This window comes from Pseudoalteromonas sp. KAN5 (genome assembly GCF_022846535.1).
GTDB lineage: Bacteria > Pseudomonadota > Gammaproteobacteria > Enterobacterales > Alteromonadaceae > Pseudoalteromonas > Pseudoalteromonas haloplanktis.
In genome coordinates, this window is record NZ_AP025589.1 from 944,491 (window position 1) to 971,060 (window position 26,570).

26 protein-coding genes and 1 pseudogene are annotated in these 26,570 nt (G+C 39.9%); 15 read left to right on the plus strand and 12 right to left on the minus strand.

Annotation, left to right across the window (positions count from 1 at the left end; all coding sequences use genetic code 11):
* The first annotated feature begins 45 nt into the window (after positions 1–45).
* A complete protein-coding gene (locus KAN5_RS04060) occupies positions 46–351 on the plus strand; it encodes a hypothetical protein (protein WP_244390554.1) in 306 nt (101 codons plus the stop codon).
* Positions 352–486: 135 nt separating this feature from the next.
* A complete protein-coding gene (locus KAN5_RS04065) occupies positions 487–1,368 on the plus strand; it encodes an NAD(P)-dependent oxidoreductase (RefSeq protein WP_244390555.1) in 882 nt (293 codons plus the stop codon).
* A gap of 82 nt (positions 1,369–1,450) precedes the next feature.
* On the opposite strand, the pseudogene KAN5_RS04070 reads toward KAN5_RS04065, so the two are convergent.
* Positions 1,451–1,722, minus strand: a pseudogene (locus KAN5_RS04070) (group II intron reverse transcriptase/maturase); the annotation flags it as partial.
* 142 nt (positions 1,723–1,864) lie between these two features.
* Here KAN5_RS04070 and KAN5_RS04075 point away from each other — a divergent pair.
* From KAN5_RS04075 to KAN5_RS04085, 3 genes are all read left to right on the plus strand, one after another.
* Positions 1,865–1,966: a transposase gene (locus tag KAN5_RS04075; protein WP_244390556.1), complete on the plus strand. Its 102-nt coding sequence runs from the start codon at positions 1,865–1,867 to the stop codon at positions 1,964–1,966.
* A 220-nt stretch (positions 1,967–2,186) separates the two neighbouring features.
* Positions 2,187–2,729, plus strand: a complete 543-nt coding sequence (gene maoP, locus KAN5_RS04080; protein ID WP_244390557.1) for a DUF413 domain-containing protein — start codon at positions 2,187–2,189, stop codon at positions 2,727–2,729.
* A 112-nt stretch (positions 2,730–2,841) separates the two neighbouring features.
* The gene (locus tag KAN5_RS04085; protein WP_138555921.1) at positions 2,842–3,546 is read left to right on the plus strand and encodes a polysaccharide deacetylase family protein; all 705 of its coding nucleotides are present in this window, start codon (positions 2,842–2,844) and stop codon (positions 3,544–3,546) included.
* 295 nt (positions 3,547–3,841) lie between these two features.
* Here the strand turns inward: KAN5_RS04085 and KAN5_RS17550 are convergent, their stop codons facing one another.
* A complete protein-coding gene (locus KAN5_RS17550; RefSeq protein ID WP_347881516.1) occupies positions 3,842–3,988 on the minus strand; it encodes a group II intron maturase-specific domain-containing protein in 147 nt (48 codons plus the stop codon).
* A gap of 326 nt (positions 3,989–4,314) precedes the next feature.
* Between KAN5_RS17550 and KAN5_RS04090 the strand changes: the two genes are divergently transcribed.
* The gene (locus KAN5_RS04090; protein WP_244390558.1) at positions 4,315–4,848 is read left to right on the plus strand and encodes a DUF4377 domain-containing protein; all 534 of its coding nucleotides are present in this window, start codon (positions 4,315–4,317) and stop codon (positions 4,846–4,848) included.
* Positions 4,849–5,722: 874 nt separating this feature from the next.
* Positions 5,723–6,877, plus strand: a complete 1,155-nt coding sequence (locus KAN5_RS04095) for a polysaccharide lyase family 7 protein (protein WP_244390559.1) — start codon at positions 5,723–5,725, stop codon at positions 6,875–6,877.
* Between the two features lie 105 nt (positions 6,878–6,982).
* On the opposite strand, the gene KAN5_RS04100 is transcribed toward KAN5_RS04095, so the two are convergent.
* The 7 genes from KAN5_RS04100 to nadK all read right to left on the minus strand — a co-directional run bounded on the left by KAN5_RS04100 (position 6,983) and on the right by nadK (position 13,964).
* Positions 6,983–7,462, minus strand: a complete 480-nt coding sequence (locus KAN5_RS04100; protein WP_244390560.1) for a hypothetical protein — start codon at positions 7,460–7,462, stop codon at positions 6,983–6,985.
* A 72-nt stretch (positions 7,463–7,534) separates the two neighbouring features.
* Positions 7,535–9,544, minus strand: coding sequence for an ATP-binding protein (locus tag KAN5_RS04105; RefSeq protein ID WP_244390561.1), 2,010 nt, complete (start codon positions 9,542–9,544; stop codon positions 7,535–7,537).
* 207 nt (positions 9,545–9,751) lie between these two features.
* Positions 9,752–10,057, minus strand: a complete 306-nt coding sequence (locus tag KAN5_RS04110; protein WP_016707468.1) for a GRAM domain-containing protein — start codon at positions 10,055–10,057, stop codon at positions 9,752–9,754.
* 103 nt (positions 10,058–10,160) lie between these two features.
* On the minus strand, positions 10,161–10,439 hold the full coding sequence (locus KAN5_RS04115; protein WP_244390562.1) for a hypothetical protein: 279 nt from the start codon (positions 10,437–10,439) through the stop codon (positions 10,161–10,163).
* 258 nt (positions 10,440–10,697) lie between these two features.
* Complete coding sequence (recN, locus tag KAN5_RS04120) at positions 10,698–12,371, minus strand: DNA repair protein RecN (RefSeq protein ID WP_244390563.1); 1,674 nt, start codon at positions 12,369–12,371, stop codon at positions 10,698–10,700.
* Positions 12,372–12,458: 87 nt separating this feature from the next.
* Positions 12,459–13,001 carry a hypothetical protein gene (locus KAN5_RS04125; RefSeq protein WP_244390564.1) on the minus strand — a complete coding sequence of 181 codons (543 nt, stop codon included), beginning with the start codon at positions 12,999–13,001 and terminating at the stop codon, positions 12,459–12,461.
* A 78-nt stretch (positions 13,002–13,079) separates the two neighbouring features.
* Positions 13,080–13,964 carry an NAD(+) kinase gene (nadK, locus tag KAN5_RS04130; protein WP_016707464.1) on the minus strand — a complete coding sequence of 295 codons (885 nt, stop codon included), beginning with the start codon at positions 13,962–13,964 and terminating at the stop codon, positions 13,080–13,082.
* A 110-nt stretch (positions 13,965–14,074) separates the two neighbouring features.
* On the opposite strand from nadK, the gene KAN5_RS04135 reads away from it, so the two are divergent.
* Both KAN5_RS04135 and grpE read left to right on the plus strand, forming a co-directional pair.
* On the plus strand, positions 14,075–15,040 hold the full coding sequence (locus KAN5_RS04135) for an HrcA family transcriptional regulator (RefSeq protein ID WP_029216041.1): 966 nt from the start codon (positions 14,075–14,077) through the stop codon (positions 15,038–15,040).
* A gap of 58 nt (positions 15,041–15,098) precedes the next feature.
* Entirely contained in the window at positions 15,099–15,707 is a 609-nt protein-coding gene (gene grpE, locus KAN5_RS04140) for a nucleotide exchange factor GrpE (RefSeq protein WP_244390565.1), read from the plus strand.
* A gap of 240 nt (positions 15,708–15,947) precedes the next feature.
* Here grpE and KAN5_RS04145 read toward each other — a convergent pair whose 3' ends face one another.
* Both KAN5_RS04145 and KAN5_RS04150 read right to left on the minus strand, forming a co-directional pair.
* Positions 15,948–17,294, minus strand: coding sequence for an IS1182 family transposase (locus KAN5_RS04145; RefSeq protein WP_244389844.1), 1,347 nt, complete (start codon positions 17,292–17,294; stop codon positions 15,948–15,950).
* An 82-nt stretch (positions 17,295–17,376) separates the two neighbouring features.
* The gene (locus KAN5_RS04150) at positions 17,377–18,576 is read right to left on the minus strand and encodes a Bcr/CflA family efflux MFS transporter (protein ID WP_016707461.1); all 1,200 of its coding nucleotides are present in this window, start codon (positions 18,574–18,576) and stop codon (positions 17,377–17,379) included.
* Between the two features lie 193 nt (positions 18,577–18,769).
* Here KAN5_RS04150 and KAN5_RS04155 point away from each other — a divergent pair, with 193 nt between their 5' ends.
* A complete protein-coding gene (locus KAN5_RS04155) occupies positions 18,770–19,567 on the plus strand; it encodes a M48 family metallopeptidase (RefSeq protein WP_016707460.1) in 798 nt (265 codons plus the stop codon).
* 72 nt (positions 19,568–19,639) lie between these two features.
* Here KAN5_RS04155 and ald read toward each other — a convergent pair whose 3' ends face one another.
* A complete protein-coding gene (ald, locus tag KAN5_RS04160) occupies positions 19,640–20,761 on the minus strand; it encodes an alanine dehydrogenase (RefSeq protein ID WP_244390566.1) in 1,122 nt (373 codons plus the stop codon).
* A 140-nt stretch (positions 20,762–20,901) separates the two neighbouring features.
* Here ald and lrp point away from each other — a divergent pair, with 140 nt between their 5' ends.
* The 5 genes from lrp (at position 20,902) to crcB (ending at position 26,564) form a co-directional block, all read left to right on the plus strand.
* Positions 20,902–21,381: a leucine-responsive transcriptional regulator Lrp gene (gene lrp, locus KAN5_RS04165; RefSeq protein ID WP_016707458.1), complete on the plus strand. Its 480-nt coding sequence runs from the start codon at positions 20,902–20,904 to the stop codon at positions 21,379–21,381.
* A 353-nt stretch (positions 21,382–21,734) separates the two neighbouring features.
* Entirely contained in the window at positions 21,735–24,215 is a 2,481-nt protein-coding gene (locus KAN5_RS04170; protein WP_244390567.1) for a DNA translocase FtsK 4TM domain-containing protein, read from the plus strand.
* Entirely contained in the window at positions 24,216–24,842 is a 627-nt protein-coding gene (gene lolA / locus KAN5_RS04175; protein ID WP_244390568.1) for an outer membrane lipoprotein chaperone LolA, read from the plus strand.
* Positions 24,843–24,847: 5 nt separating this feature from the next.
* Positions 24,848–26,191 (plus strand): replication-associated recombination protein A, encoded by a 1,344-nt coding sequence (locus KAN5_RS04180; protein WP_244390569.1) that lies wholly within the window; start codon positions 24,848–24,850, stop codon positions 26,189–26,191.
* On the plus strand, positions 26,178–26,564 hold the full coding sequence (gene crcB, locus KAN5_RS04185) for a fluoride efflux transporter CrcB (RefSeq protein ID WP_029216040.1): 387 nt from the start codon (positions 26,178–26,180) through the stop codon (positions 26,562–26,564). The genes KAN5_RS04180 and crcB overlap by 14 nt, the downstream gene beginning before the upstream one ends.
* Positions 26,565–26,570 lie beyond the last annotated feature (6 nt).

A 26,570-nucleotide genomic window follows, 5' to 3' on the forward strand; every position in this document is an offset into this window, starting at 1 on the left:
AAAACGAGTTATTCTACAGGCTCGTTAGTTTTCAAAAGTTGAGCTATGTGGAATCAAACTGATAATGGAGAAACCATTGGAACAATAGGTTCTGAAAGTGGTGAAATAATTAAGGACGAGGAGCATTCCAAAGGTGCTCGCCTAACTTTGGAAAAAGGTGGTGATATTGCACCATACTCAATAACAAGTGGAGTGTACGGGTGCTTCTTTCATACAACTTATTTATCAACCTTAGAAGAGGGAGTAAACGAGTTGTATGCAATGAAAGCTGAAATATCAGAGTTCTTTGATACTGAAACAACAAGTGATGAAGAATATGATTGGATTATGGCGTTTGTTGGTAGGCATTGAAAACTAACAAGTGCCTAAACCAAGGGACGCAAAACAGCAGGCTTGCGCTCCTTCGTCGCTAATTTTAGCCTGCTATTTCGCGCCGGTTAGGCAAGCGTTAGCTGCTTTGAGGTCAATCATTAGTAAGGTGTCGCAATGAAAATTTTGGTAACAGGCTCAGCGGGTAGAGTTGGGCGTGCAATCTATATTAAATTAATGCGAACACATGATGTAGTCGGCATTGATAAAACGCCTTGCTCAACAGCCGATTACATTGGTGATATTCGCGATAGTGCTCTGATGGATAGGGTTCTTGAAAATATTGATGTCATCGTTCATACAGCGGCTCTTCATGCGCCTCATGTTGGTTTGTTACCTGATTCAGAGTTTCAATCTATCAACGTAGATGCGACTGAGAAATTGGCTTTGGCTGGCGTAAAATCGGGTGTTAAACACTTTATTTTTACCAGTACAACGGCGTTGTACGGTTATGCTTCGACACCTAAAAATATTTCAGGTTGGATTGATGAGGAAGTTACTCCACAACCCAAGTCGATTTATCATAAAAGTAAAATTGCTGCTGAAACTAAGCTAAAAGAAATTTCAAATCTGTTTCAGCTTCCCGTGACTGTGCTGCAAATGTCGAGATGCTTTCCTGAGCCCGCGGATTTAATGGCAGTATTTCGCCTGACTCGTGGCATTGATGCTCGCGATGTAGCAAATGCTCATTTATGTGCAGTGGAAAAACGTTTAAACGGTTTTAATCGCTTTATCATCTCAGGTGCAACACCTTTTCATTTTTCTGATTGCGAAGCTCTATATGCTGAAGCTGGAGCGGTTATCAAACGTAAGTGCCCAGAAATCGTTCTAGCATTTAAACAAAGAGGCTGGCAATTACCTCAAAGCTTAGATCGCGTATATGATTCATCGTTCGCACGTGAGAAATTAGGTTGGTCACCTATACATGGTTTTGAAAGTGTTTTAGAAATGCTAGATACTGAAACGGCAGAAGTATTACCAATTTTGAAACGCAGCTAACCGGGTAGCCGGAGGTCTCTAACCTCCAGCCTCCACACCACCCATCATGCGCTTTTTATTAACAGGAAGTGCAATGGGCGGTTCATCTCCCGTAATGAATATTGATCCGAATAACTCTTAATGACGCTAAGCCTTGTGACGTAGATAGTCATTGCCTATCGCAATGTTAATTCCTTTTGTTTTTGAGCATCGACAAGGCCCCTTGCTGGTGATACCACATGCTATGGCGAGTCGTTCGCTAACACCCAATTTCATTAAACTGCGTACTTTAGTCCGTGCTATTCCTTATAGAGAGCGCCACTGTCGCCAGTAGCACATTCTTATCCTACGGCGGATCCAATGATCTAAATCCACCGTTAGCTATAAAAAATCAAAGTTAAAATAGACAGTCCAATGGGGCGACGGCAGCTTTTTACTTAAGGAATGGCAAACGACTAGGCAGTATAGAATCTGCTTTCCTTTAAATAAACAGCGGAATATTACCGTCAATAAGGGCATGAATAAACTGACCTTACGGGGTCAAACAAAAGTGAATGCGCAATGGCAGCTGTATTGCCTTGTTCATAACATAGAAAAGCTGCAAAACACGATACATTAATAAAGGCCCTTATTACCTCAAATAAGCGACTCAAGCACTTGTAATCTCCTCTAGAACATCGATTAAAGCAACAGCAAATCCTCTTTTATATTTTACGTAAAAGTCAGTTGTCGATTGAATCAAAATAGGAACTCGGCTATGGTTAATGCATCAATAAAAATAAATTAAAACGAGTTAATCTACAGACTCGTTATATGCACGGCAGCCTTAGAGTTTCGGTATGAATATTGAAGTCACATTGATAATCGTAGTCTTAGTCAGTATTGCCTGCATTTTTCTTGCTCGGAGGAAAGAGGATAAATCTGATAATCGGCTGGCTGACAATTGCAAATCAAGAGAAAATCATTCTCCGAAAAATTATGAAAAGGTCTCACATTCTACGGAGCATCGTGCTCTAATTAACAAGCCATATAGTATGCAGTGTAAAACTGAGGTGTTTACGTTAGCCGAGCTTGAGATTATTAACAAATATGGTGCATGGTTAAGCGCTCTTGCATCAAATCAGATTAACCCTGAAACTAATGAGCAAAAGATATTTGTAGAAGAGTGCCAGCGCTTCAGAACGCTTAATTTAAATGAAATGCTTTCTTATTTTAGCAATCGTGATGATGGCGGTTCTATTCAATCCGTATGGTTTAAGTATCTTTGTCGCTTAAAGTTTGAAAAAGAAAACCCAAGTATTGTAAACGAAGAAACAAAAGTTGATTGGGGCTGGCAAGGGCCTCCAGTAGAATCAGGTGATCATGTTTTCTTTTCCAAGTAGAGCATATCAAGTCAAAGCACTCGGACTTGGTAAAGCTGTCACCTTTTTTGTTCCAAAAAAGCCGCCAACTTCACCAAGCCGGTGTTTGAGGCGATACGCGAATGGAGTCTGCATGAATATAATAATCAAACTATCTGCTTTAGTGCTGATCATATTTATTGCTCTATGGCAGGTGAGCAAGAATGAAAAGTTTCAATTTTTTGGTAACCTTATTGATCGAGTAGAAACAACTGAAAAAATAGTCGCATTAACTTTTGATGATGGTCCAACTAAACATCAAACAAAAGAAATTCTCAAAGTTCTAGACGAGGCAGAAATTAAGGCTACATTTTACCTAGTCGGTAAATCTATCGAAGAAAACATTCAAGAAACTAAAAATATCATTGATAAAGGGCATGAAATTGGAAACCATTCATATACTCATCAACGTATGGTTTTGAAAAGTTATAGCTTTGTTGCAGAGGAGCTAGAAAAAACTAATGAGCTAATTACGCAGGCAGGTTATAGAGAAGAAATACGTTTTAGACCACCATATGGTAAGAAGTTGTTTGCACTGCCTTATTATCTCAATAATAAAAATATAACTACCGTTACTTGGGATGTGGAGCCTGAAACTTATTTAGATAAAAATGCTAGTGCAAGTGATATATCCGAATACGTTGTCCAAAATACTAAGCCGGGATCAATTATTCTTTTACATGTAATGTTTAAATCAAGAGTTAATTCACTAGCCGCTGTACCGTTAATTGTTCAGCAGTTAAGAGATAAAGGTTATCGCTTTGTTACAGTCTCTGATTTAATAGGCAATAGCGCATAATCGGGTAGCCCGAGGTCTCCTCCAGCCCCCACACCACCCATCATGTGTTTTTTATTAACAGGAAGTGCAATGGGAGGTTCATCTCCCGTAATGAATATTGATCCAAAGATCTCTCAATGACACTAAACCTTGTGAAGCTAAGTAGTCATTGCCTATCGCAATGTTAATTCCTTTTGTTTTTGAGCTTCGACAAGGCCCCTTGCTGGTGATACCACATGCTATGGCGAGTCGTTCGTTAACACCCAACTTCATTAAACTGCGTACTTTTGTGCGTGCTATTCCTTTGAAAAGAGCGTCATTGCAGCCAGTAGCACATTCTTATCCTACGGCGGATCCAGTGATCTAAATCCACCGTTAGCTGATAAGCGTTGGCTATTAGGTAGTGGTATACCCAGCCGCGTAAATTTTTTTGGTCTAGAATCTGTATTACTCTAAAGCGCAGCGCCTCTTAACCTCTTTGTGAATAATTCAATAAAAGATTTTTTGCACAAAGAGAAGGGAATGAGAAGTAAATGAGAATGAACTTGAAGGCTAATATTGATATGTTAAAACACGATACATGGATAAAGGTAAGCTACTACCTCTCCAAATAAGCCACTTAAACACCTGCAATCCTTTCCAAAACGCCCATTAATACAACAGAAATCATTTTATGTGGGATTGAAGTAACCGATTGAATCAAAATAAGATCTCGGCTATGGTTAATGCGTCAATAAAAATAAATTAAAGACGAGTTACTCTGCTCTCGTTATAGCTCAAGGAAATAGCATGCACATACGGATAGTTATATTATTAATCACATGCTTGTTAATTATTTCATGCGATGACGATAATGGTACTTCATCACTTGATACCAAAACATTTGCATCTTACAAAACACCTTGTGTTAGTGTAAGTCAACAGCTTTGCCTTATAATCCAAGATGATGATGTTGGCAGTTACTTTTATGACTCCATTGAAGGGTTTGATTTCGTTTGGGGGCATACTTACCAACTATCTTTAAAGATAACAGATATAATCAATCCTCTCGCTGATGCCTCAAGTCTTCAATATTCTATCGAAAACGTCATATCAGACATAGAAGATAACGTTGGCACTCGTTATGAATATAGCTTAGTAGAGTTATTAGAGTGGACATTTACAAAAGAGTCAGGTGTTTATTATTTTTTAGGGCAGCCCTTTGAGTGCCAAATGGGTGTAGACTGTGACGGTTTAGTTAATTTAAATAATAGTGGTGGTTTGGTTAACGTGACTTTTGAATATATAGGTGATGGTCAAATAACCTTAGTTCAGTGGAATTAGCTAGAACACAAACGAGCCTTAACTTTATCATTATGTACTAGTATTCTATTTGACCGTTTTTATTTAGTGACGGTCAACTTAAATCAATAAACAAATTCGTTTACTCCGTCTGTCGTTGTGGCTGTTAGCAAGTCGCTTATGGCTGTGTCATATATAAGGCGCGTTACGCAGTAATTTTTTAATGCGCTCCCATCATTGCCTACTATTGACTCTATCCCTATAGTTTTTGTTAGTCCAAGTATCTAACGACTATTACGCGTTTGGTACAGCATACTCACATTCAGCAACTTGCTTTAAAGCATTTATTTTAACTGTTGGAATACTGTTTTTATTTATGTTTTTGGTTATCCAATTTTCTTTTTTATGTTCTTTTTGTATTACCAATAATTAACATTGCAACATTTTCCATGACGATTACAATTTATTTCACAATTTCATTACTTATTTTTTATAGTAATAAAGTTTTGGATTTAATTCTTTTGGGTTGATTTTCAACGTGTGTTTTTATTGCTAAATTTATATCCCCATTGATTTTATTAAATTTATTTTTTGTTGAAAAATTAATATAAATGGTAATACTACTTATTTATTATTTTACTGGGTGTTGCAAAAAGTTAACTGGTAATATACATTTTGCTTACCTTCTGGTTATCCAGTTTGGCTTGCTTGGTAATTTAATTTGTTTCTTTTTATGCTGTTAAAAAGAAAATTGTTATTACCAATTGTTTACACACAATACACCATTGAACTTGTACAAAGTTGTAACCTAGAACTAAGTAATCAAATCTTAGTCAAGCAGTTAGGTTTCCTAAATGTATAAGTTAGGAGACATAAAGATAATGTTTAAGAAAAAAGTCTACTGATTCTATCAATAATGGCTGCATGCTCGAGTGCTGCTCAAGCGGCTACTATTTATAACTCGGGTTTTGAAAATGGCTGGAGCGATTGGAATGAGGTTGATCCAGCTGCGATTTCAGGCGACGCCTATCAAGGATCGAGTTCTTTAAAGATCCAAGGCAGTCCTGGACGAGTACATCAGGTTGTCGATATTGAAAGAAATACCGAATATACCTTAAGCGCTTATGTTCTAGGTAAAGGGCAAATTGGCGTTAATGATCTTAATGGATTATTTAAGAACACAAAATTTAATGTTTCGTCTTGGACCAAAGTGTCTAAAACATTCACTTCGGCAAATACAGATTCTTTGCAAGTTTTCGCAAAGCACGATAACAACTCAAGTGATGTTCGCTTTGATAATTTTTCTCTTGTAAAAACCGACAGCAGTGATGGTGGCTCAACTGGGGGCGATGGTGACGGTGATAGTGGCGGCAATGGCGATGGTACAACGATTCCTAGTAGCATAACCAGCGGTAGCATTTTTGATCTTGAAGGTAATGATCCTAATCCATTAGTTAATGACAGCACACTTGTATTTGTACCTCTTGAAGCTCAACACATCACGCCAAATGGAAATGGTTGGCGTCATGAATATAAAGTCAAATCTAGCTTACGAGTAGCGATGACCGATACTTATGAAGTATTTGAAGCGAGTGTTAAGGTTGAAATGTCGGATGGCGGTAAAACAATTATTGCTCAGCACCATGCCAGTGACACGGGCACTATAATGAAAGTTTATGTGTCCGATTCTGCGGAATCTGGTTTTGATGACAGTGTGGCTGGCAATGGTATTTTTGATGTGTATGTGCGCCTGCGTAACACCAGCGGCAATGAAGAGAAATATGCATTAGGTACAATTCGCAGTGGAGGTTCGTTTAACTTAAAAGTTGTTAATAATTACGGCGACGTAGATGTATCTGCGTTAGGTTCAAGTTTTGGTATTCCTGTTGAAGATGATTCGGCATCATACTTTAAGTTTGGTAATTACTTGCAATCTCAAGATACATCTACATTAGATGATTGTGGTGAATCAGGTAATTCAAACTCATTCAAAGAGTGTTTTGAAGACTTGGGCATTACGACGTCTAAAGTAACAATGACAAATGTTAGTTATACTCGAGTAACTAACTAGCTTTAGCGTTATTGATAACACCACGCAAATGCAAATTTACGTGGTGTTATACGCTGAAAGAATAGAGCGTTATGTCGAATCATTGTTATATAATTTTATCTTTCATTACCCGTGAGTAATGCATTTTATAGTTTGCCCTGTGCGTATTGAGCTACCTGTAAATAAGTGGATCATGAAATTACGATTATCAATGATGTGCCATAATTGATCGCTTTTTGCTGGGCATAATGTTTGTTGTATATAGTGTGTTAGCACCGACTCTTCAAGTGGTAAAGAGTTCGGCAAGTTAATATAAATTTTGATCTGGTTAAATTTAAAATCAGCATGGCTAAACTGCCAATTACCAGTCATGAGTTTCTTTGTATAGTGCTGTTGTACATTCTGTTGTTGCTGTATAGATAGTTGCGGGTATTGATCTGGATGAGAAAGTGTACTGATAGTTAAACCGACTATTAGTAACGCTACAGCGGCAATTGTGCACTTAAACAAAACTGTTACCTGTTTTTTAGGTTTTGGCTTAATTTGTTGCTGGCGATGATCGATAATTTTTACCCAATCTCGGTGTTTTAATGTACGCTGTGTCATCTTTATTCTCCTTGTTTTAATCGCTTAATTAAAGCAAGAGAATGTGGATGAAAAATGGATAACAATCTAAATTTAATCGTTATTTTTCCTGTAGTGAAGGGGTAATAAGAGCCTGACGCATAGCCCACCAAATTTGCCTTTATGTAATGATATAGACCCTTTCATTAAGTTAACTAAACTTAAACAGATAGATAAACCTAACCCACTACCATCAACGGATTTTGACCGTGTGCTATCAATCCGATAGAGCCTTTCAAATAAGTGCTGTATCTGGGGTTGAGGCACACCTGGAGAGCTATCATCTATTTGAATAAATAGCTGAGTTGGGTTTAAACGCACCTTGAGGCGAACGAATCCAGGGCTGTCGGTATATAAACAGGCATTTTTGAACACGTTATAAATGATCTGATCAAGTTTTTGCTTATCAATATAAATACTTTGCTTATCGCTGACTGTATTATCTATAACGCAGGTTAAGTTTTTTGTTGTTACCATTGTTTGTAAATCGTCAGCGTATGGTTTAAATAAAGCGCCAACAAGGTGCACTTGATTATTTAAACTCATTGAGCAATTATCAACTTGTGATAGCTGATAAACATTACTAATTAAGTTATTAAGTTGACTTATTTTGTCGTTTATTTTTAGATAAGCGAGAGACTTATCTTCTTGTAAATCATGTTCGAGGGCCTCGATGTTTAACTTAAGTACACTCAGCGGTGTTCTTAATTCATGGGAAATATCGGCAAGCATTTTGTCTTTTAAATCCAAGCTAGCTTGATAAAGTTTAGCTTTATAATGCGCCCGTTTATGTTTTATGTAATAAAGACTAATGAGCAAGATACTTAGGATAAAAATAATCGAATAGCCCAATAACCACACTCGCTTTTCTAATCGCTGGCTTTTAAGCTCAGCCTTGGTGATTGCATTATTTTGCTCTGATGTAATTAGCTTTTGTCGCTGGACCAGCGCATCGACCTGCTTCATGTGGTTAGCGGTCGACTCACTTAAATAGTTTTTTTGAATAATATTATGGTAGGAGTCTACTTTTTTATAATGGAAAACAGCATCAGTTAGTTGTGCACTAAGCTCGAAAAATCGCGCGTTATAACGATGGAATTTCAAGGTTAGAATTTCATTATCAATATCCTCGAGTAGTAAAGTTATTTGCTCTAAGGTATGTTTACTCGAGGGGATGTCTTGTTGTAATAAATAAAGTTCTAATAACTGCATATATGCATAGGTTTTATAAATTGGAGAATCTGTTTTTAATGAAAAGTAGACACTCTGTTTAGCGTTATTGAGTGCCTTTTGAAAATGATTAGTGTGTTGGTATGCAATGGCTAATTGACGATAGGCCACTGAAAGTTGCTGAGTCGCATTTAGGGGGGTGAGGTACTCGATTGTCTCGTGTAATTGCTCAATAGCCAGTACGTATTTCTCTTGCCTAATTGTAATTTTTGCTAAGCTTAAGCTGGTTGACGCAATATTATATCTATCACCAGATTTTTTATCGCTTTCTAGCGCCCTTAAAAAAAAATGTGATGCTTGCTCTAAATTATTCAAGCGAAGGGACATGTCACCTAAATTATAATAAACACTTGCTTGCAACTCCCAATTAGTACTGTTTTGCAATAATTCTAATGCAGCTGTTTGCTCTTGCATAGCCAGAGCTAGATTGCTTTGTGTGTCGTATAACACGCCTAAGTTAGCATGGGCACGGGCTAATAATTCTTTGTCATTTAGCTGCAGTGCTAACTCTTTTGCTTTTGTGTAGTGAACATTTGCTTGATGAGTGTCTAATATACGCCGAAAGTTGATCCCCAGTTCACTATGTAATCTAAAAAGTTCTTTACTCGACAATGTGTGCGAGTTTAGTAATGGAGCAATCACTGTAATTGCTTGCGTATGCTGCGCGTTTTTTCGTAGCGCTGAAGCAAGTTCTAATAAAATGTTAAATGAAGTAGGGTATTGCTTAGCTAGGCTTTTTAACTGGGTAGTTGCAGTGACTAAATCACCTTGTTTGATTTTTTGTTTTATAGCACTCAAATCATAGTTTTCAGTGCATGTTGTATAACAAGACACAGTTAACAGAGCAGCTAATAATAGTCGGTGCATAGAATTATAAAAATTTAGAGAGCGTATTTTATAATTTTAGGGTGCAAATGTGGTCAAAATATGGAGGCTGTTAATGCCTGTTATTGTTTACAGCTCTAAATTTTTAGCAAGCGGCAACGCTAAAAGGCATTATATTTTTTGTACATAACCTGAGTTTAGACAATAGCAACCAATTTAGTGGGCTGCTTGTAGGCAATTAAGCCACTCATCAGGCTCAGCTAAAATGAACTCTAAATGATAGTTCTCTTTGGTGGTTATTTTAATTCCCGATGTTGTAATTGGGATCAAACCGCTGGCTTTACCAGAGCATTTCTCCACATGAGAAATATTATTAAGCTTGATCGCATAACAACCTAGACTAAGTTGCTTATTAAGTGCCTCAAAATGCAATATATTATCTGTCAGGGTGAGACGCCCATCTGCTTTACCGACTCCCAGTTGTAATGTTGCATAACAGCGTTTTAATTGTGTAGCGTTCATTATTCACTCCATCGATTTTATTATTTTCTAGAGTTTATGCGGGTAACCGCTATGTGTCAATTATGTAAATTAAATGTTTTTATTTAACTTGCTTAACAATCGGTTATAAAAAGTTGTTAGCGCGATAGAGCATTTTTTGCTGCTTATTTACACGTATAAATGCAAAGATAACTAAGGCCAGTTGTGAAGCTAATGCACACAAGGTAATAATTAAATTCACCTTATTATCATGGTGTTGTGCAAGTCCTACTTCTATAAACCAGCCAATAGCAAGCATTAAAATAAGCGAGCTATGTAAGTAACGTTGTAGTGTGATTTTAAACTGAAGATGTTTCCACTGGCTAAATATTAGCAGTGTTAAACTCAATATGGGGATTAACATCAAGCAACTTAAAGTAATGATCAAAAGTGGTTGCCATGACATGAAGGCTGATGGTCCTCCCGTGATTAAAGCTTCGTTGCAACCTGTCAGTAGTATCAAGCTGAACAATAGGCCTATTAATTTTGTTGCGTCTGTTTTTTTCATCATTATAAAGGTTTACTTAAGTTCGCTTTCAAGCCTTACAACTCACTGTAAGGCTTGCTAGTAATTTATAAAAGGGGCATGTTAAATGGTATTCTTGCTTTGTAAGTAATAGTTTTAAGCATGCGCCATAATGAGTTCTTTGGCGTTAGCTTTGGCTGTCTTACTTATATTATCGCCGCCAAGTAAGCGGGCAATTTCATCTATACGCCCATGTTTATTTAGTGGCTGCATGTGCGTAAAGGTTTCACCATTTGCTATTTCCTTTGCGACAAAAAATTGCTGATGTCCGGAGCTTGCTACTTGTGGTAAGTGAGTCACACAAATTACCTGAGTCGATTTACCAAGTTGACGTAACAACTTACCGACAGCTGAAGCGGTTGGTCCTGAGATACCCACATCGACTTCATCAAAAATAAGTGTTGGAGTTGTCACTTTTTGGGCAATAATCACTTGGATCGCTAAACTTATACGTGACAGTTCACCACCTGAGGCAACTTTAGATAATGGCTGTAGCGGCTGGCCTGGGTTAGTTGAAACTAAAAAGGCAATACTATCGAAACCTAAGCTATTTGGTGCTCGGTCTTGATCTTGTTTTAGTGCAATCTCGAACAGGCCGTTTTCCATCGATAAATTTGCCATACTTGCACTGATCAATTCATTTAAAGTATGAGCGGCATTTTGGCGGCTTACACTGAGCGCTGTTGCAGCAGTGTGATAGTCATCAAGTGCAGTTTTGATCTCATCATTGAGTTCATTCAATCTTGCAGAGTTAGTACTTATTGATTCAAGCTCTTGACTGATAGACAGATGAAACTCAACCAGTTGCTCAGGTTTTATGTGGTGTTTACGCGCAAGATCCATTGCACCACTCAAACGGGCTTCAACTTCAAGCAGTCGACTAGGGTCAAGCTCTGTTTGCTCAGCGTAATTACGAATTTCGCGACTTGCTTCTTCTACTTGTACAGCGGCTTCTGCCAATAATGCAGCAACGCCATTTAAGCTTTCATCAAAGCCTGCTAGCTCTGCGAATTGTTGCGCACTGTGCTGTAGCATTGAACAGGCATTTTGTTCGTCACTTTCATACAAGTGTTGCAACTCACGTTGACACGCTTCAAGGATCGTCTGACTGTGGCTTAATTTGTGATGCTCAGCTTCAATATCGCTAAACTCATCGGCTTGCAAGGCAAACTCATCAAGCTCAGCAACTTGGTATTCTAATAGTTGCTTTTGTGCCGCTTGTTGTTGTTGCATTTGCTCAAGGGCTGTAAATTCTTTTTGTAGATTTTGAAAATGGCGATACTTATTACGCACATTATCAACAAGGGGGTGATGCCCAGCATATGCGTCGAGTAATTGTAGCTGATGCTCGCTTTTTAACAGGTGTTGATGCGCATGTTGACCATGGATTGAGATCAAGTATTGGCCGAGCTCTTTTAGCTGAGCTGCGGTGACAGGGCTGCCATTAATATAGCTTTTACTACGACCGTTTTTACAGATCACGCGGCGTAATAAACACTCTTGCTCTGCATTACTTAATAGCTGTTGTTCTAAAAACTGCTGAGCGAGGGGCAGTGCAGCAATATCAAACTGCGCACAAATTTCTGCGCGCTCGGTGCCTGGTCGTACAGCTGAGGCTTCTGCGCGTTCACCTAAACACAGTGATAAGGCATCAATGGCGATTGATTTACCCGCACCCGTTTCACCCGTAATAGCAGTCATGCCACTTTGCCACTCGGTACTTAAATTGCTCACAATTGCAAAATTTTTAATTTCTAAACCAATTAACATACTGTTTATCCATCCAGTCAATTAACTGTTAATTTATACAGTGTTTAGGTTTTTTGCAAATTAAATTTTATATATTAATGAGTTTATTTAATGTTCATTTACTGAAGTGTCAAAATTGTTTTCAGGATCAACAGCCTTTTCATAATCATTAGGGTTGGCTGATAATTCGTTAGTACATAAAACTTTGATCATTGAGGGTAATACTTCATGGTAAAACGTTTTGTTGTACGCTAAGCCTGCAGTGGGTAGCTCACTGACAAAAAAATCTAAGCGCTCTGCAAGTGCATCACGTTCACCTGTAACATAAGTTTTTGCCAGTTCACTATTAATGGTACTAAGCAGCGACTCTACAATGCGCTCTAAATAAAGTAAATTTTCATCTGTATGAGTCTGTACAACAAAAAAATTACCAACAATGACTTGAATACGAGAAATGTATTTTGGGCGAATTATTTTTGCTTCGTAATATTCATTGAGTTTAAATTTTACATTCGCACTAACTTCGCTGACGCGGGTATTGAACAACTTCTTTTTTGCTGCGAGTGCTTTTTGACGGTTATTTTCAATCACTAAATAGCTACCAAGTAAGGTGATCAATAATAACAAAGCCAAGAAAACAACATAAGTCATGATGTGTTAATTTCCCTGAAAAGGTAACAAATAATTTTTAAACTATTTTGCTCTAAAGTATGGATAAGCGCAATAAAATTAATACAAACGGCTGCCCCAATTTAGCTTGGTTCTTAATACATGATAATACGAATAGTTTTTAGGGTGGATCAGGCGCAGTTTTTTGTCAGCCTTTTTTATTAGCACTTCATCACCAGGTAATACAGCAAGCACCACATGACTATCGCAACTTACTTGTAAACTATCGGTGTTTTCTAGGCTGAGTTTCAAACGTACTTCGTTATCTGCATCAACGACCAAAGGACGACTTGAAAGTGTATGGGGGAACATGGGGACTAATGATATTGCATTTAATTCCGGTGTTAAAATTGGCCCGCCCCCAGAGAGCGAGTAGGCGGTAGAGCCCGTGGGTGTTGATACTATTAAACCATCAGAGCGCTGCGAAAATACAAAGTCGTTATTAATAAATGCTTCAAACTCTATCATGTGAGCAACTTTATCAGCATGTAGGACGGCTTCGTTTACTGCTGAGTTAGCGCTCTTTAATTCGGCATGGCGGTATACTTCAACTTCAAGTAAAAAGCGTTTTTCTTCAATATATTGCCCACTCAATACTTGCTCTAGGCTGGCTTCAAAACCTTCAGGGTCTAAATCTGTTAAAAAACCTAAATTACCACGGTTCACACCAATTACGGCAACATCAAAACGGGCTAATACACGAGCTGCACCGAGCATATTACCATCCCCACCGACAACAATGGCCAGATCAGCACGTTCCCCAAGCTCAGTCAGCTTGACTAGTTTCTCTTTGGGGACATCAGCTAATTGGTGGCCGGTACGTTGCTCTAGCAAAACGTTAAAACCTAACGCATTTAAAAACGTGTATAAGCGTTGTAAAGTTGTTGCTGCGCCATTGTGATTTGGTTTGCCAATTAAACCTATGGTTTTAAACGGTGATTCCATGATAAATGCATCAATAGTATTAATATCAATAGAGTAACCTATAAATGGTTAGTTTGAAAATACTGATTGATAGCCTTGAAATAAACTCACTGCGCCCCGATATCTCATGTATGCAGCAAGATGTAGATACTATGAATTTAAATCCTCGAGATCAGCAAATATTTTCCGCCGTCATGAGCCTGTATTGTAATGGTGAAGGCCAACCCGTGGCGTCAAGCCGTATTGCTCAACAAAAAGGCATGGCTGTGTGCTCAGCAACGGTCAGAAATGCAATGTCACGCCTTGAAAAAATAGGTTTGTTATACTCGCCGCACACCTCAGCTGGGCGTGTGCCGACCAACGCAGGTTTTGATTATTGGTTAAGTGAGTTTTTTCCACTTGCAGAAATTGCACAATATTGGCAACCAGCGCAGGCACAATTAGTTGAGCTTGCCCATGGTTTGAGCCAGCGCTATCAAGTGTGCTGTTGTGTTGGTTTGCCACAAGTAAGCTCGCAGCATGTTTTTCGTGTTGAAGTGTTAGATTTTGACAGCAATGATTGGCTTATTTTATTGCTTGATAGAGCAGGGCAAAGCCATAATATCTGCATTCACAAACCGGATGAAGCATCTGATACTTTACGCTATCAATTTGCAACTTGGCTTAATACGGTATTTAGTCAACAAACTTTGATGGAAGGCTTGTACCGTATGCAAGCGATGGCCAATACTGCCCCCCGTAATTGCCATGACTCTCTCCATCAATGGACACGAGAGTTGAGCCAAAAGCTAGGTTCAGATAACAGTATTGTTGTTGGCGAAAATTATTTATATCGACAAATTGATTGTGAGCAAAGCTTAAATATAGGGGTTTCATTTTTAAACTTTGTCGAAGATAAGTTGGCATTTAAAAATGGTGTGTCAGTTTTAAATACTGCGCAATTGCCATTTACGGATTGTGATGAACTGATGGTGATAAGCGTACCGTATTTTCAAAATCAGGAATATCAAAGTCGTTTTTGTGTAATTTGTCCGAAATCGGCGCAAATTGAAGCAATCATTCAAGAATTTAAATTAATCGAGTCATCTGGCTCTTGAATCTTTTGATTCAATCCCCATAATTACCGCAATTGTAAAGAATTGGAGCACTTAAATTATGTCTGAGCAGACAAAATCACCAGAGCAAGAAGTCGAATTAAATGAAGAGTTAGAGCAAATGCAAGCCGAAGTAGAAGCCGCTGTAGAAGCTGCCGATGCTCATGCAGGTGACGAAATTAGCCCTGAAGCTGAAATTGCTATGCTTTATGCAGAGCTTGAAGACGCTAAAAAAACGATTGATAGTCAAAAAGACAGTGTCGTTCGCGCAGCAGCAGATGTAGAAAATATGCGCCGCCGTGCAGCACAGGATGTTGAAAAAGCACACAAGTTTGCACTTGAAAAATTTGCAAACGAATTACTGCCTGTTATCGATAACTTAGAACGCGCTATTGAGTTCTCAGACAAAGAAAACGAAACCTTAAAGCCATTGCTTGAAGGGATTGATATGACCGTGAAAAGTTTCAATGATGCAGTTGCAAAATTTGGTGTTGAAATTGTTAATCCACAAGGTGAGCAGTTTAATCCTGAATTTCACCAAGCTATGTCTATTCAACCAAGTAACGATGTAACACCTAATACCGTATTAGCTGTAATGCAAAAAGGCTACACCCTAAATGGCCGTTTACTACGTCCTGCCATGGTGATGGTCTCTAAAGCCGCTGAATAGTCGGCTGCTTAGTTAAAGCTTAAGCAAAAAATGCCCGTTAACAACGGGCATCAGATTGACGATAAACCCTGCTTTTTTTGCGGGGTTTATTATTTTTGAGCAGCCGAAGGCTGCGATCGCGATATTTTTCTGTTGTTATTATTATTCTTTGCGTTTTAGTGCTGATGTGAATTTTCTTGAATTTACCGCCGTATGACGGGGTCTTAGAGGGATTTTGAGATTTATTACGCTCATATTGAGCTAGGCCGCCTTCATTAACGCCATTTTCTTCATATTCTGACAGGCTGCTGCCAATAAGCATTGCGCACTGACATTCTTTATTCCTCTGTATCTACAATAACGGTGCCCGTGATGTTGTTTTGCATCCGCGAAACTTCTTTCGACTGTTTCACCTCGTCGTTTGTATCGTTTTTTACCCCATTCGCTCAGCCGTATTTCATTTGCTGCCTCTACACTTGCTTGCCACACATGCCGTGTAATTACTTTGATATGGTTTTTACTGTTTGTGCATCGCGACCGCACTGGACAGTCTTTACATGTCTGCGGGGTTGAGTGGTATTGCCGATATCCTAGTCGGTTTGTGGTGTTATAAATCAGTATTTCGCCTTGTGGGCATGTGTATGTATCGGTGTCTACGTCGTAGCTGTATTCTCGCTTTGCGAAATAGCCTTTCTTTTTGTTTGGCCGTCGATAACCCAAGACACCAATGAGTTGTCGTTCTTCTAAATTATGGCACACTGCGGCTGTAAAGTACCCTGCATCTAACCCAACCGCGATGGGGTTGAGTTCAAACGTATCAAGTACGCGGTCTAAGCGTTGTATGATGGGTTGACTGTCATGCACATTACCTGCTGTGGCATGTGTATCAACGATAATTCCGTGTTTGCCATCCACAACCCTATGGTCTAAATAGAAAAATCCTTTTGGCTTTTCATCACGCACCATAAACCCACTGTCTGGGTCAGTTCGGCTTACTTTGGTTGGTTTTGTACAAGGCTCCTTTTCCTCATACTTCAGGCGCTTTTTTCCTTCGGCTTTCCTGTCTTTTATCACGGCTTCATTAAGCTGCTCAACATACACTGAGGGGCTGACTTTTAAGTCTTCAATGTCATAACGGCGTTTATTGGCATTGGCTTTTAAATGGGTGCTGTCTGCAAATAAACTATGCCCACCAATGAGCCCTTGCTTCATCGCTTGACGAACTATATTGTCGAAAATCGATTGATAAATACCGCTGTCTTTAAAGCGTTTTACACGGTTTTGGCTCAGTGTCGAATGATGGATAACGTCATCGGTGAGCCCTAAACCTAAGAACCAGCGGTATGCAACATTCACTTGCACTTCTTTAATAAGGCGGCGCTCACTTTGAATACCAAACAAGTAACCTAAGAATAGGTATTTAAAAAAGCGGACAGGGTCTACGGCTGGTCGGCCATTATTTTTGCAATATAAGTGGGCGACTTCATCACGTATGAATTCAAAGTCGATAGCTAAGTCTACGAGTCGTACTAAGTGGTCTTGTGGAACAAGTTGGTCAATTGCGACCATTTCTAATTCATGTTGTTGCGGGGTTTTATCTCTAAGCATAATGAACTCTCCAAATTCACTCTGCTTATTAGATCAAAGGGCTCGATCTGTGTCTAGCCCTTTTTCAACAATCTGATGCCCGTTAACAACGGGCATTTTTTTTGTTTCTGGCGCGGTGCCAAAGCTGAGCAATTAGTGTAAGTACTAAGGCACTGAACATTAAACTTGAGAACGGAACTGCACTTTGTGCATGCATTAACGCTAATATAGGTCCTACTAATGCGCCGCTACCAAAACGTAAAGTACCAATAACTGCTGTAGCAGTTCCTGAACGTTCTGCAAATTGCATTAAGATCAGTGCATCGGCATTACTTGCCGTTACCCCTAAGCTCATCATTAGTGGCGCAATTGCAGCAACAATAAAAAACAGAGATAGGTGTAATAGACTAAATGTGAGTAACGCAGCTCCAGCTACAAAGCCAACGGCTAAACCATAATAGAGCATTTTTCGAGAACCGACCCTTGGCACTAGTCGGGTATTTAAAAAGTTACCGAACATTAGCGCTAATACGTTAAATGCGAATAAAATCCCAAATAACTGCTCTGACACTTTAAAGTAATCAAGGTATACAAATGGTACTGCGGTTAAAAAGCAGAAAAAACCAAATGAAACAAACATCGAACTGGCAATATCTGCACGGGTATCTTTATTTTTAAACACCGTTTTATAACTATCAAAAAATAGCGCAAAGCCTTTTAGTGGGCTTTTAAAAATGGGAATATCGATCAGGTAAACTTGCACAAGTGCTAGGATCATAAAGCTGTAACTAGCCAGTACTAAAAAGATAGTTTGCCAATGTGATAACCCCATGATCATAGAGCCCACGGTGGGCGCGACTAAAGGCGCAACCATCATGATCATTGATACATAAGACATACCTTTAGCGGTATCTTGTTTGTAAATATGGCGAATTATTCCCGGCACCACAACAGTTGCAGCGGCACCAGTGAACGCTTGAACAGCCCTAAGCGCCCAAAATAGATGAATATCATTACAAAAAGCCAATGCGACAGAGCTTAAACCAAATAATGCCAAGCCAGCTTTGGTGAGTACACGACGACCAATTTGGTCGGCAATTGGACCAAAAAATAGCATGCCTAAAGCATAACCTGCTAAATACAAACTTAACGAAATTTGTACGTTGGGCATAGTGGTATTGAGATCATTAGCAATAACTAACATTGCAGGTAAGTACATATCAATTGCCAAAGGCGTAATTGCTACAATGCTGGCAAGTAATGGTAACAGAATGCGTTTATTCAAAGAGACCGAGTCTTGCATGATTCACCCATTAAATAAAAAGAGACTTATATTGTAACAGCGCTAAAGACCCTTGGGTACTTAGTTTGCACGCTAACTATCATCTTTAACATATAAATAACATGACTTCTGCGTTTAGCTGTTATTGCAATATGTTCAATCGCACAGTGGTTTGCTATTCTAGGAGTAATTAAATGTTAGTTGAGGGAATCCAATGAAAAAATTAGTTTTGGCTGTGCTTGCCACTGCAGTATTAGTGGGGTGTAAAACATCACCTACAGGGCGTACGCAAATTGCACTTTATTCTGATCAAGAAATGAGTCAAATGGGCCAGCAAAGTTTTGCTGACATGAAAAAGAATCAAAAAATTAATAATGATCCCGCAGTTAATGCTTATGTAAAATGTATTGCTGATGATGTAATTGCAGTATTGCCACAACAATATGCAAGCCAAGCTTGGGAAGTTGTTGTGTTTGAAGAAGATTCTGCGAATGCATTTGCACTGCCAGGTGGTTATATTGGTGTGCATACAGGGTTATTAAAAGTCGCTGAAAACCAAGATCAACTCGCCACTGTTATTGGTCATGAAGTAGGCCATGTTATCGCTGAGCATTCTAATGAGCGTGTTTCACAAAGTTCACTGTTACAAACAGGTATGCAAGCGGGCAGTGTGGCGCTTGAAATGGGCAATGTGCAATACCGTAATGAAATTATGCAAGGACTGGGTTTAGGCGCTCAGTACGGTGTAATTTTACCATTTAGCCGTTCGCATGAATCTGAGGCTGATGAAGTCGGCTTAGATCTAATGGCAAAAGCGGGATTTAATCCAAAAGAGTCGGTCACTCTTTGGCAAAATATGAGCAAAGCGGGCAGTAGTGGTACGCCTGAGTTTATGTCTACTCATCCTGCACCTGGTAATCGAATTAAAGAGTTACAAGCAAAACTACCAGAAGCATTGAATGAGCAGCAAGCTGCAAAAGCTGCAGGTAAAAACCCGCAGTGTAGGCTATAAATTTATTTTTAATGATATAAAAAAAGCCTGTGAGCAAAACTCACAGGCTTTTTGTTATTCGAAACGCTAGTTTTATGCGCTTTCAACAGCAGTACGTGGATCAACGTATGGCATGTTGAATGCTTCAGCTACTTCTTTATAAGTAACTTGACCTTTGATCACGTTTAGACCTTTAAGGAAGTTAGCGTCATCAAGTAATGCCTTCTTGTAACCTTTGTTCGCAAGGTTAATGATGAAAGGCAGTGTTGCATTGTTAAGTGCAAACGTAGATGTGCGTGGCACTGCACCAGGCATGTTAGCTACACAGTAGTGCACAACGTCATCAACGATGAAAGTCGGATCTGCGTGCGTGGTTGCTTTAGAAGTTGCGATACAACCACCTTGGTCAATTGCAACGTCAACAATTGCAGAGCCAGGCTTCATTGCTTTAATGTGTTCAGCAGTAACAAGCTTAGGCGCTGCAGCACCAGGAATAAGTACACCACCGATAACTAAATCAGCTTCAAGTACGTGTTTTTCAAGCGCATCTGCAGTAGAGTAAATTGCTTTTACTTTATTACCAAACTGTGCGTCAAGTGCGCGTAATACGTCGATGTTACGATCAAGCACAACGACATCAGCACCTAGGCCAACAGCCATTTGCGCAGCACTACGACCAACCATGCCGCCACCGATCACTACAACTTTAGCAGGCTCTACACCAGGTACGCCGCCAAGTAACATGCCACGGCCGTGGTTAGACTTTTCAAGGGCTTGTGCGCCTGCTTGAATAGACATACGACCAGCAACTTCACTCATTGGTGCAAGTAGTGGTAAACCACCGCGTGAATCAGTCACCGTTTCGTAAGCAATACATACTGCGCCACTTTTCACTAGATCTTCAGTTTGTGGAAGATCAGGTGCAAGGTGTAAATAAGTGAAAAGAATTTGGTCTTCACGAAGCATTGCACGTTCAACAGCTTGTGGTTCTTTTACTTTTACGATCATTTCAGCTTTAGCGAATACATCAGCAGCTGTTGCTAACACTTCTGCACCTGCTTGAATGTAGTCTTCGTTAGTAAAGCCGATACCCATACCTGCATCAGTTTCAACAAATACTTGATGGCCGTGGTTCACTAATTCACGAACACTCGCAGGAACCATACCTACACGGTACTCATGGTTTTTTATTTCTTTAGGTACACCAATAATCATAATTTCGCCTTGTTAGAACGGGATAAAATTTTTCACTATTATATTCATGACAAGCCAGTGTGTCTCACCTTTTTTAATTGGTATGCTAGTGATATAATCTGCAAATGTGATTTAAATAGTATAAAAAACTAGTTGCGCCTATGCATGAGTTATTAGACCGTATTGACCGTAAGATTTTGATGGAATTACAACACGATGGCCGAGTTTCAAATGTCGAACTGGCCCGACGAGTAGGATTAAGTGCGACCCCTTGTTTAGAGCGTGTGAAAAAGCTTGAACGAGAGGGTTACATTGTAGGTTATAAAGCCGTGGTTGACCCAGCTAAGCTTGGCCAAGGTCTCTCTGTGTATGTTGAAGTCACTATAACTAAAACATCACCAGACGTATTTGATGAATTTAGCGCCGCAGTTAAAAAGCACGATGAAATTATTGAATGCCATTTAGTGTCGGGTAATTTTGACTTTTTATTGAAAACGCGGGTAAATGATATGTCTGAGTATCGTGGTGTACTAGGCGACATTTTATTAAAGCTGCCAAATGTGAGCGAAAGCCGTACATATGTAGTAATGGAAGAAGTAAAAGGAGAGCAAGGGGTGATTATTCGCCCTTACATCGGCTGAACTATGCGCCATTTTTTAGTAACGACTTAATACCAATCGACTTAAATATTTAACCATTCTAGCGGGCTAAATAAAGCGCTAACTGCGTTATAAATTTTCATGTAGAACAACTACATGTCAAAATTTATGCCTTGTTATCACGCCATTTATCTGTCGCTATAAATGGTCAGTAACTTAACACGATTGTTATAAGTTGTATTATTGATACATGCGCGAATGATAAAAACTCGTTCATAATCAAGTAAGCAGTTAGCGTATAAGATAAAGTGCAACAAAAAGTATTTCCTGCTAAGGTATTCCATTGCTAACAAAAGAGTACAAAGAAGTACAAAGAAAATGAGGAATAGCGAGTTATGCGCCTAAACGGTGTACAAAGACTATTAGAAACCGGTTTGATAATCAGCACCTTTGCCGCCATATTTATTTTGTGTGCATTGATAAGCTTTGATCCCGCAGATCCTAGTTGGTCGCAAACAGGTTATGAGAATGTAAGAAACATAACTGGGGCCGCTGGCGCGTGGATTGCTGATATTTTATTACTTACATTTGGTTGGCTGGCTTATTTAGTGCCGGCTGCAATCCAAATCTTCGGCTATTTATTATTTAAGCAACCGCATAAGATATTTCAGCTTGATTACACAACCTTATCATTACGTGTAATAGGCTTTGCGTTATTTATTACCTCAGCAACTGCTATCAGCAGTATTAATTTCGATGATATTTATAATTTTTCTTCCGGTGGGGTAGTAGGGGATGTGATCGCCTCAGCCATGATGCCGGCATTTAATTTTACGGGTACGTCTATTTTATTATTGTGCTTCTTCTTTGCTGGTTTAACCTTGTTAACTGGTGTGTCTTGGGTGCAATTTGTTGACTTCATTGGTGATTGGATTATGCGTAGCTATCATTTTATGGTTGATCATCTGCAAGCATGGTTGCAGCGTGAACGCGCAGCAAATACAACTGTAACCACTGAGCAGCCTGTAATTGATGAACCAAAAGCCGCAAAAGAGACTCCGTCGATTCACTTTACTGAAACAAGTAAAGTAGCAACGAGCAATACGAACACAGCCTCCGATTATCAAGACTCACATCCAGCATTTGATGACCTAGATGATATTCTCGATCAAGAGATTAATTTCAGTGCTATTGATGATGAGCCAATGGATACCGCAGCAGCTTTAAATGCACTGGATCAAAGTTATGTTGCCGAGCCAGAAAAACCAGTTACAACCGTTGTCTCTCCAGCGCGACCGATGCCAAAGCCTAAGAGCACTTATCAACCGCCGCCAACAGCAAAAGAAAAGTTTGAGCAATTATTAGAAGAACAGCCACCAAGTACACCGATGCCAACGCTTGATTTACTTGATAGGCCAGACAAAGCGAAAAACCCAATTTCTCCAGAAGAACTTGAAGCAGTCTCGCGTTTAGTTGAAACCAAGTTGCTTGATTTTAACGTTCAAGCGGCCGTTGTAGGTGTTTATCCTGGTCCTGTTGTTACTCGTTTTGAGCTTGATTTAGCGCCAGGTATTAAAGTGTCTAAAATTACTGGGCTTGCGAAAGATCTGGCTCGATCGCTATCTGCGGTCAGTGTGCGCGTAGTAGAAGTGATCCCAGGTAAAACGTACGTAGGTATTGAGCTGCCAAATAAACACCGTGAAATAGTACGTTTATCAGAAGTGATAGATGCACCTAAGTTTGAGCAAAACCCATCACCTTTAACCATGGTATTGGGTAAAGACATTGCCGGTGAGCCAATTTGTGCTGACTTAGGTAAAATGCCCCACTTATTGGTAGCGGGTACAACCGGTTCAGGTAAGTCAGTGGGCGTTAATGTGATGATATTAAGCTTGCTATATAAATCTGGCCCTGATGATGTACGGATGATCATGATAGATCCAAAAATGTTGGAGCTTTCAGTATACGAAGGTATCCCACATTTGTTGTGTGAAGTGGTCACTGATATGAAAGAAGCCGCTAATGCACTGCGTTGGTGTGTCGGCGAGATGGAACGTCGTTACAAGCTAATGTCGGCTCTTGGTGTACGTAACTTAAAAGGCTATAACCAAAAAGTAATGGAAGCTAAAGAAGCGGGTTACCCGATTTTAGATCCATTATTCAAAGACACCGATGGTATGAAAGACGGCCCAGATGAGCTAGGAAAACTACCAAGTATTGTTGTCGTTATTGATGAATTTGCTGACATGATGATGATTGTTGGTAAAAAAGTTGAAGAGCTGATTGCACGTATCGCGCAAAAAGCCCGTGCCGCTGGTATTCATTTAATACTGGCTACGCAGCGTCCATCGGTGGACGTTATCACTGGCTTAATAAAAGCAAATATACCAACACGGATGGCGTTTCAGGTTTCAAGTAAAATTGACTCACGCACTATATTGGATCAACAAGGTGCCGAAAATCTATTAGGCATGGGTGATATGTTGTATTTACCGCCAGGTACTAGCGTACCGGTGCGTGTTCATGGCGCGTTTGTGGATGATCATGAAGTTCATGCCGTTGTTGATGATTGGAAAAAACGCGGCAAACCAAATTATATAGACGAAATTCTTAATGGCGATGCGACGGAAGAGATATTACTTCCGGGTGAAGCGAGCGAAAACGCAGATGAAGAATCAGATCCCCTGTATGATGAGGCTGTTTCATTTGTAATTGAAACAGGTAAAGTATCGGTTTCAAGTGTACAGCGTAAATTGCGTGTTGGTTATAACCGTGCAGCGCGGTTGGTTGAACAAATGGAAACGTCGGGTATTGTGAGCGCACCAGGCCATAATGGTGCCCGTGATGTTTTAGTGCCCAATGGTGGAGCAAATTAAATGAAAAAAATTAACTATTTAGCTATGGCGATCAGCTGTCTGTTATCAGCCTCTGTCTATGCAGACGACAGCCAAGCATTACAAGACAAACTTGCTGGATTAAAAAGCTTTCAAGCACAATTTGAGCAGCAAGTGAATGACGACCAAGGTCAGTCAATAATGCAAGGTAAGGGCACGATTGCTTTACAACAGCCAATGATGATCCGTTGGCAGCAAGCTAGCCCCGATGACACTTTATTTGTCTCAAATGGCGATAAAACGTATTACTTTGACAGCTTCGCAGAGCAAGTTACGATTATGAATACGCACAGCTTGATTGATTCAACGCCGTTTGTATTACTCACGTCTAAAGATCCTGCGCAGTGGCAAAAGTATCAAGTAACAGCCACCGCGGCGGGTTTTAGTGTTACTCCTAACCAAGGCGTTGAAAGCCAAGTTGAACAACTAGACATTGTATTTGCAAAAGATCAAACAGGCCTAGCAAAACTATTAGTCAAAGACAGTTCAGGACAATCATCAACCTTTACGTTTAGTGATGCCAAAGTAAACGAAAGTTTAGCTGATTCAACCTTTGACTTTAGTATTCCTGAAGGTGTTGAAATAGATGACCAAAGCCAAGGCGAATAATTTCAGTGAGTAATTTAGGCTTTAATTTTGGCCCTGATGTGCGCCCACTTGCGGCGCGCATGCGACCAACCAGTTTAGATGAATATATTGGCCAGCAACATTTATTAAGCCAAGATAAACCACTCTACCAAGCCATTTTAGCAGGGCGGTGCCATAGCCTTATTTTATGGGGGCCGCCAGGTGTTGGTAAAACCACCTTAGCGCAAATTATAGCTAATCACGCTGATGCTGCACTGATCCAAATGTCAGCAGTTACCGCAGGTATTAAAGATATTCGTGATGCGGTGAGTGAAGCGCGTAATAACCTTGAAGGGCGTGGACAACGTACGTTATTGTTTGTTGATGAAGTACATCGCTTCAATAAATCTCAGCAAGATGCTTTTTTACCGCATATTGAAGACGGCACCTTTATATTTGTAGGCGCCACCACCGAAAACCCATCGTTTGCGCTTAATAACGCAATTTTATCCCGCGCTCGTGTGTATGTGCTTAAATCGCTACAAGAAGTTGATCTTCACAATGTTATTGAACGTGCTCTAGTACATGATGCCGAACTAAAAGATAAAACCATAGTGCTTGCTGACAACGCTAAAAAAGCGTTGTGCCAAGCCAGTGATGGGGATGCCCGTAAAGTTCTCAACCTACTTGAACAAGCGATTGACTTAACGATTGAGCAAAACGGCCAGTATCTGGTTGATGAACACGTACTTAGCCAAGTACTGCCAACTCACTTAGCGAAATATGACAAAGGCGGTGATGAGTTTTACGATTTGATCTCAGCTTTTCATAAGTCTGTGCGTGGTAGCTCACCAGATGGCGCTTTGTATTGGTATTGCCGTATTTTAGCCGGTGGTGGCGATCCTCTCTATGTTGCAAGGCGGTTATTGGCGATAGCCACAGAAGACATAGGCAATGCAGATCCTCGAGCAATGGAAGTGGCGCTAAACGCGTGGGATATATTCCAACGAGTAGGGCCTTCAGAAGGCGAGCGAGCCATTGCCCAAGCAACTATTTACTTAGCCAGTGCACCCAAGAGTAATGCTGTGTATGCGGCGTTTAACCAAGCCAAGCTGGATGCGCAAAATGAGCCGAGCTACCCGGTGCCTGAGCATTTACGCAATGCGCCTACCAATTTGATGAAAGACTTGGGCTATGGCGCTGAATATCGTTATGCCCACAATGAAGAAGGTGCGTTTGCCGCAGGCGAAAACTATTTCCCTGAGCAAATTGCCGATAAACGTTATTACTTTCCGACTGAACGTGGTTTAGAGCAAAAAATTAAACAAAAGCTCGACTATCTTAAAGAGCGCGATCAACACAGTGACATAAAACGCTATGACAAGCCTTAAGATTTACCTCATGATTGCCGCAGGGGGAGCATCCGGTGCCTGCTTACGGTTTTTTATTAGCGAAACCATGCTAAAACTACTGGGCAGGGGATTCCCTTTTGGCACGTTGGCAGTTAATATTCTTGGTTCATTGTTGATGGGCATATTGTACGGTTTGATAGAGCGTGAAATTATCACCGCAAGCCCCGCTAAAACCCTTATAGGAATTGGCTTTTTAGGTGCTTTGACCACCTTTTCGACATTTTCAATGGATTCGTTGTTGTTATTACAACAAGGTCACTTTTTTAAAATGGCCCTCAATATCGTCTTAAATGTGACGGTGTGTATTTTTATGGCTTGGCTGGGCCTTCAGCTGGTAATGCAAAAAGGTTAAAAAACT

Excerpts from the sequence above, each read along its gene's own strand:
- KAN5_RS04110 (WP_016707468.1), bottom strand. The coding sequence starts at position 10,057 with ATGAACGCTACACAATTAAAACGCTGTTATGCAACATTACAACTGGGA.
- KAN5_RS04060 (WP_244390554.1), top strand. The coding sequence starts at position 46 with ATGTGGAATCAAACTGATAATGGAGAAACCATTGGAACAATAGGTTCT.
- KAN5_RS04085 (WP_138555921.1), top strand. The coding sequence starts at position 2,842 with ATGAATATAATAATCAAACTATCTGCTTTAGTGCTGATCATATTTATT.
- maoP (WP_244390557.1), top strand. The coding sequence starts at position 2,187 with ATGAATATTGAAGTCACATTGATAATCGTAGTCTTAGTCAGTATTGCC.
- crcB (WP_029216040.1), top strand. The coding sequence starts at position 26,178 with ATGACAAGCCTTAAGATTTACCTCATGATTGCCGCAGGGGGAGCATCC.
- grpE (WP_244390565.1), top strand. The coding sequence starts at position 15,099 with ATGTCTGAGCAGACAAAATCACCAGAGCAAGAAGTCGAATTAAATGAA.
- lolA (WP_244390568.1), top strand. The coding sequence starts at position 24,216 with ATGAAAAAAATTAACTATTTAGCTATGGCGATCAGCTGTCTGTTATCA.
- ald (WP_244390566.1), bottom strand. The coding sequence starts at position 20,761 with ATGATTATTGGTGTACCTAAAGAAATAAAAAACCATGAGTACCGTGTA.
- KAN5_RS04150 (WP_016707461.1), bottom strand. The coding sequence starts at position 18,576 with ATGCAAGACTCGGTCTCTTTGAATAAACGCATTCTGTTACCATTACTT.
- KAN5_RS04065 (WP_244390555.1), top strand. The coding sequence starts at position 487 with ATGAAAATTTTGGTAACAGGCTCAGCGGGTAGAGTTGGGCGTGCAATC.
- KAN5_RS04125 (WP_244390564.1), bottom strand. The coding sequence starts at position 13,001 with ATGACTTATGTTGTTTTCTTGGCTTTGTTATTATTGATCACCTTACTT.
- lrp (WP_016707458.1), top strand. The coding sequence starts at position 20,902 with ATGCATGAGTTATTAGACCGTATTGACCGTAAGATTTTGATGGAATTA.
- KAN5_RS04155 (WP_016707460.1), top strand. The coding sequence starts at position 18,770 with ATGAAAAAATTAGTTTTGGCTGTGCTTGCCACTGCAGTATTAGTGGGG.
- recN (WP_244390563.1), bottom strand. The coding sequence starts at position 12,371 with ATGTTAATTGGTTTAGAAATTAAAAATTTTGCAATTGTGAGCAATTTA.
- KAN5_RS04135 (WP_029216041.1), top strand. The coding sequence starts at position 14,075 with ATGCAGCAAGATGTAGATACTATGAATTTAAATCCTCGAGATCAGCAA.
- KAN5_RS04115 (WP_244390562.1), bottom strand. The coding sequence starts at position 10,439 with ATGTTAATCCCCATATTGAGTTTAACACTGCTAATATTTAGCCAGTGG.
- KAN5_RS04075 (WP_244390556.1), top strand. The coding sequence starts at position 1,865 with ATGAATAAACTGACCTTACGGGGTCAAACAAAAGTGAATGCGCAATGG.
- KAN5_RS04145 (WP_244389844.1), bottom strand. The coding sequence starts at position 17,294 with ATGCTTAGAGATAAAACCCCGCAACAACATGAATTAGAAATGGTCGCA.
- KAN5_RS04170 (WP_244390567.1), top strand. The coding sequence starts at position 21,735 with ATGCGCCTAAACGGTGTACAAAGACTATTAGAAACCGGTTTGATAATC.
- KAN5_RS04095 (WP_244390559.1), top strand. The coding sequence starts at position 5,723 with ATGGCTGCATGCTCGAGTGCTGCTCAAGCGGCTACTATTTATAACTCG.
- KAN5_RS04090 (WP_244390558.1), top strand. The coding sequence starts at position 4,315 with ATGCACATACGGATAGTTATATTATTAATCACATGCTTGTTAATTATT.
- KAN5_RS04100 (WP_244390560.1), bottom strand. The coding sequence starts at position 7,462 with ATGACACAGCGTACATTAAAACACCGAGATTGGGTAAAAATTATCGAT.
- nadK (WP_016707464.1), bottom strand. The coding sequence starts at position 13,964 with ATGGAATCACCGTTTAAAACCATAGGTTTAATTGGCAAACCAAATCAC.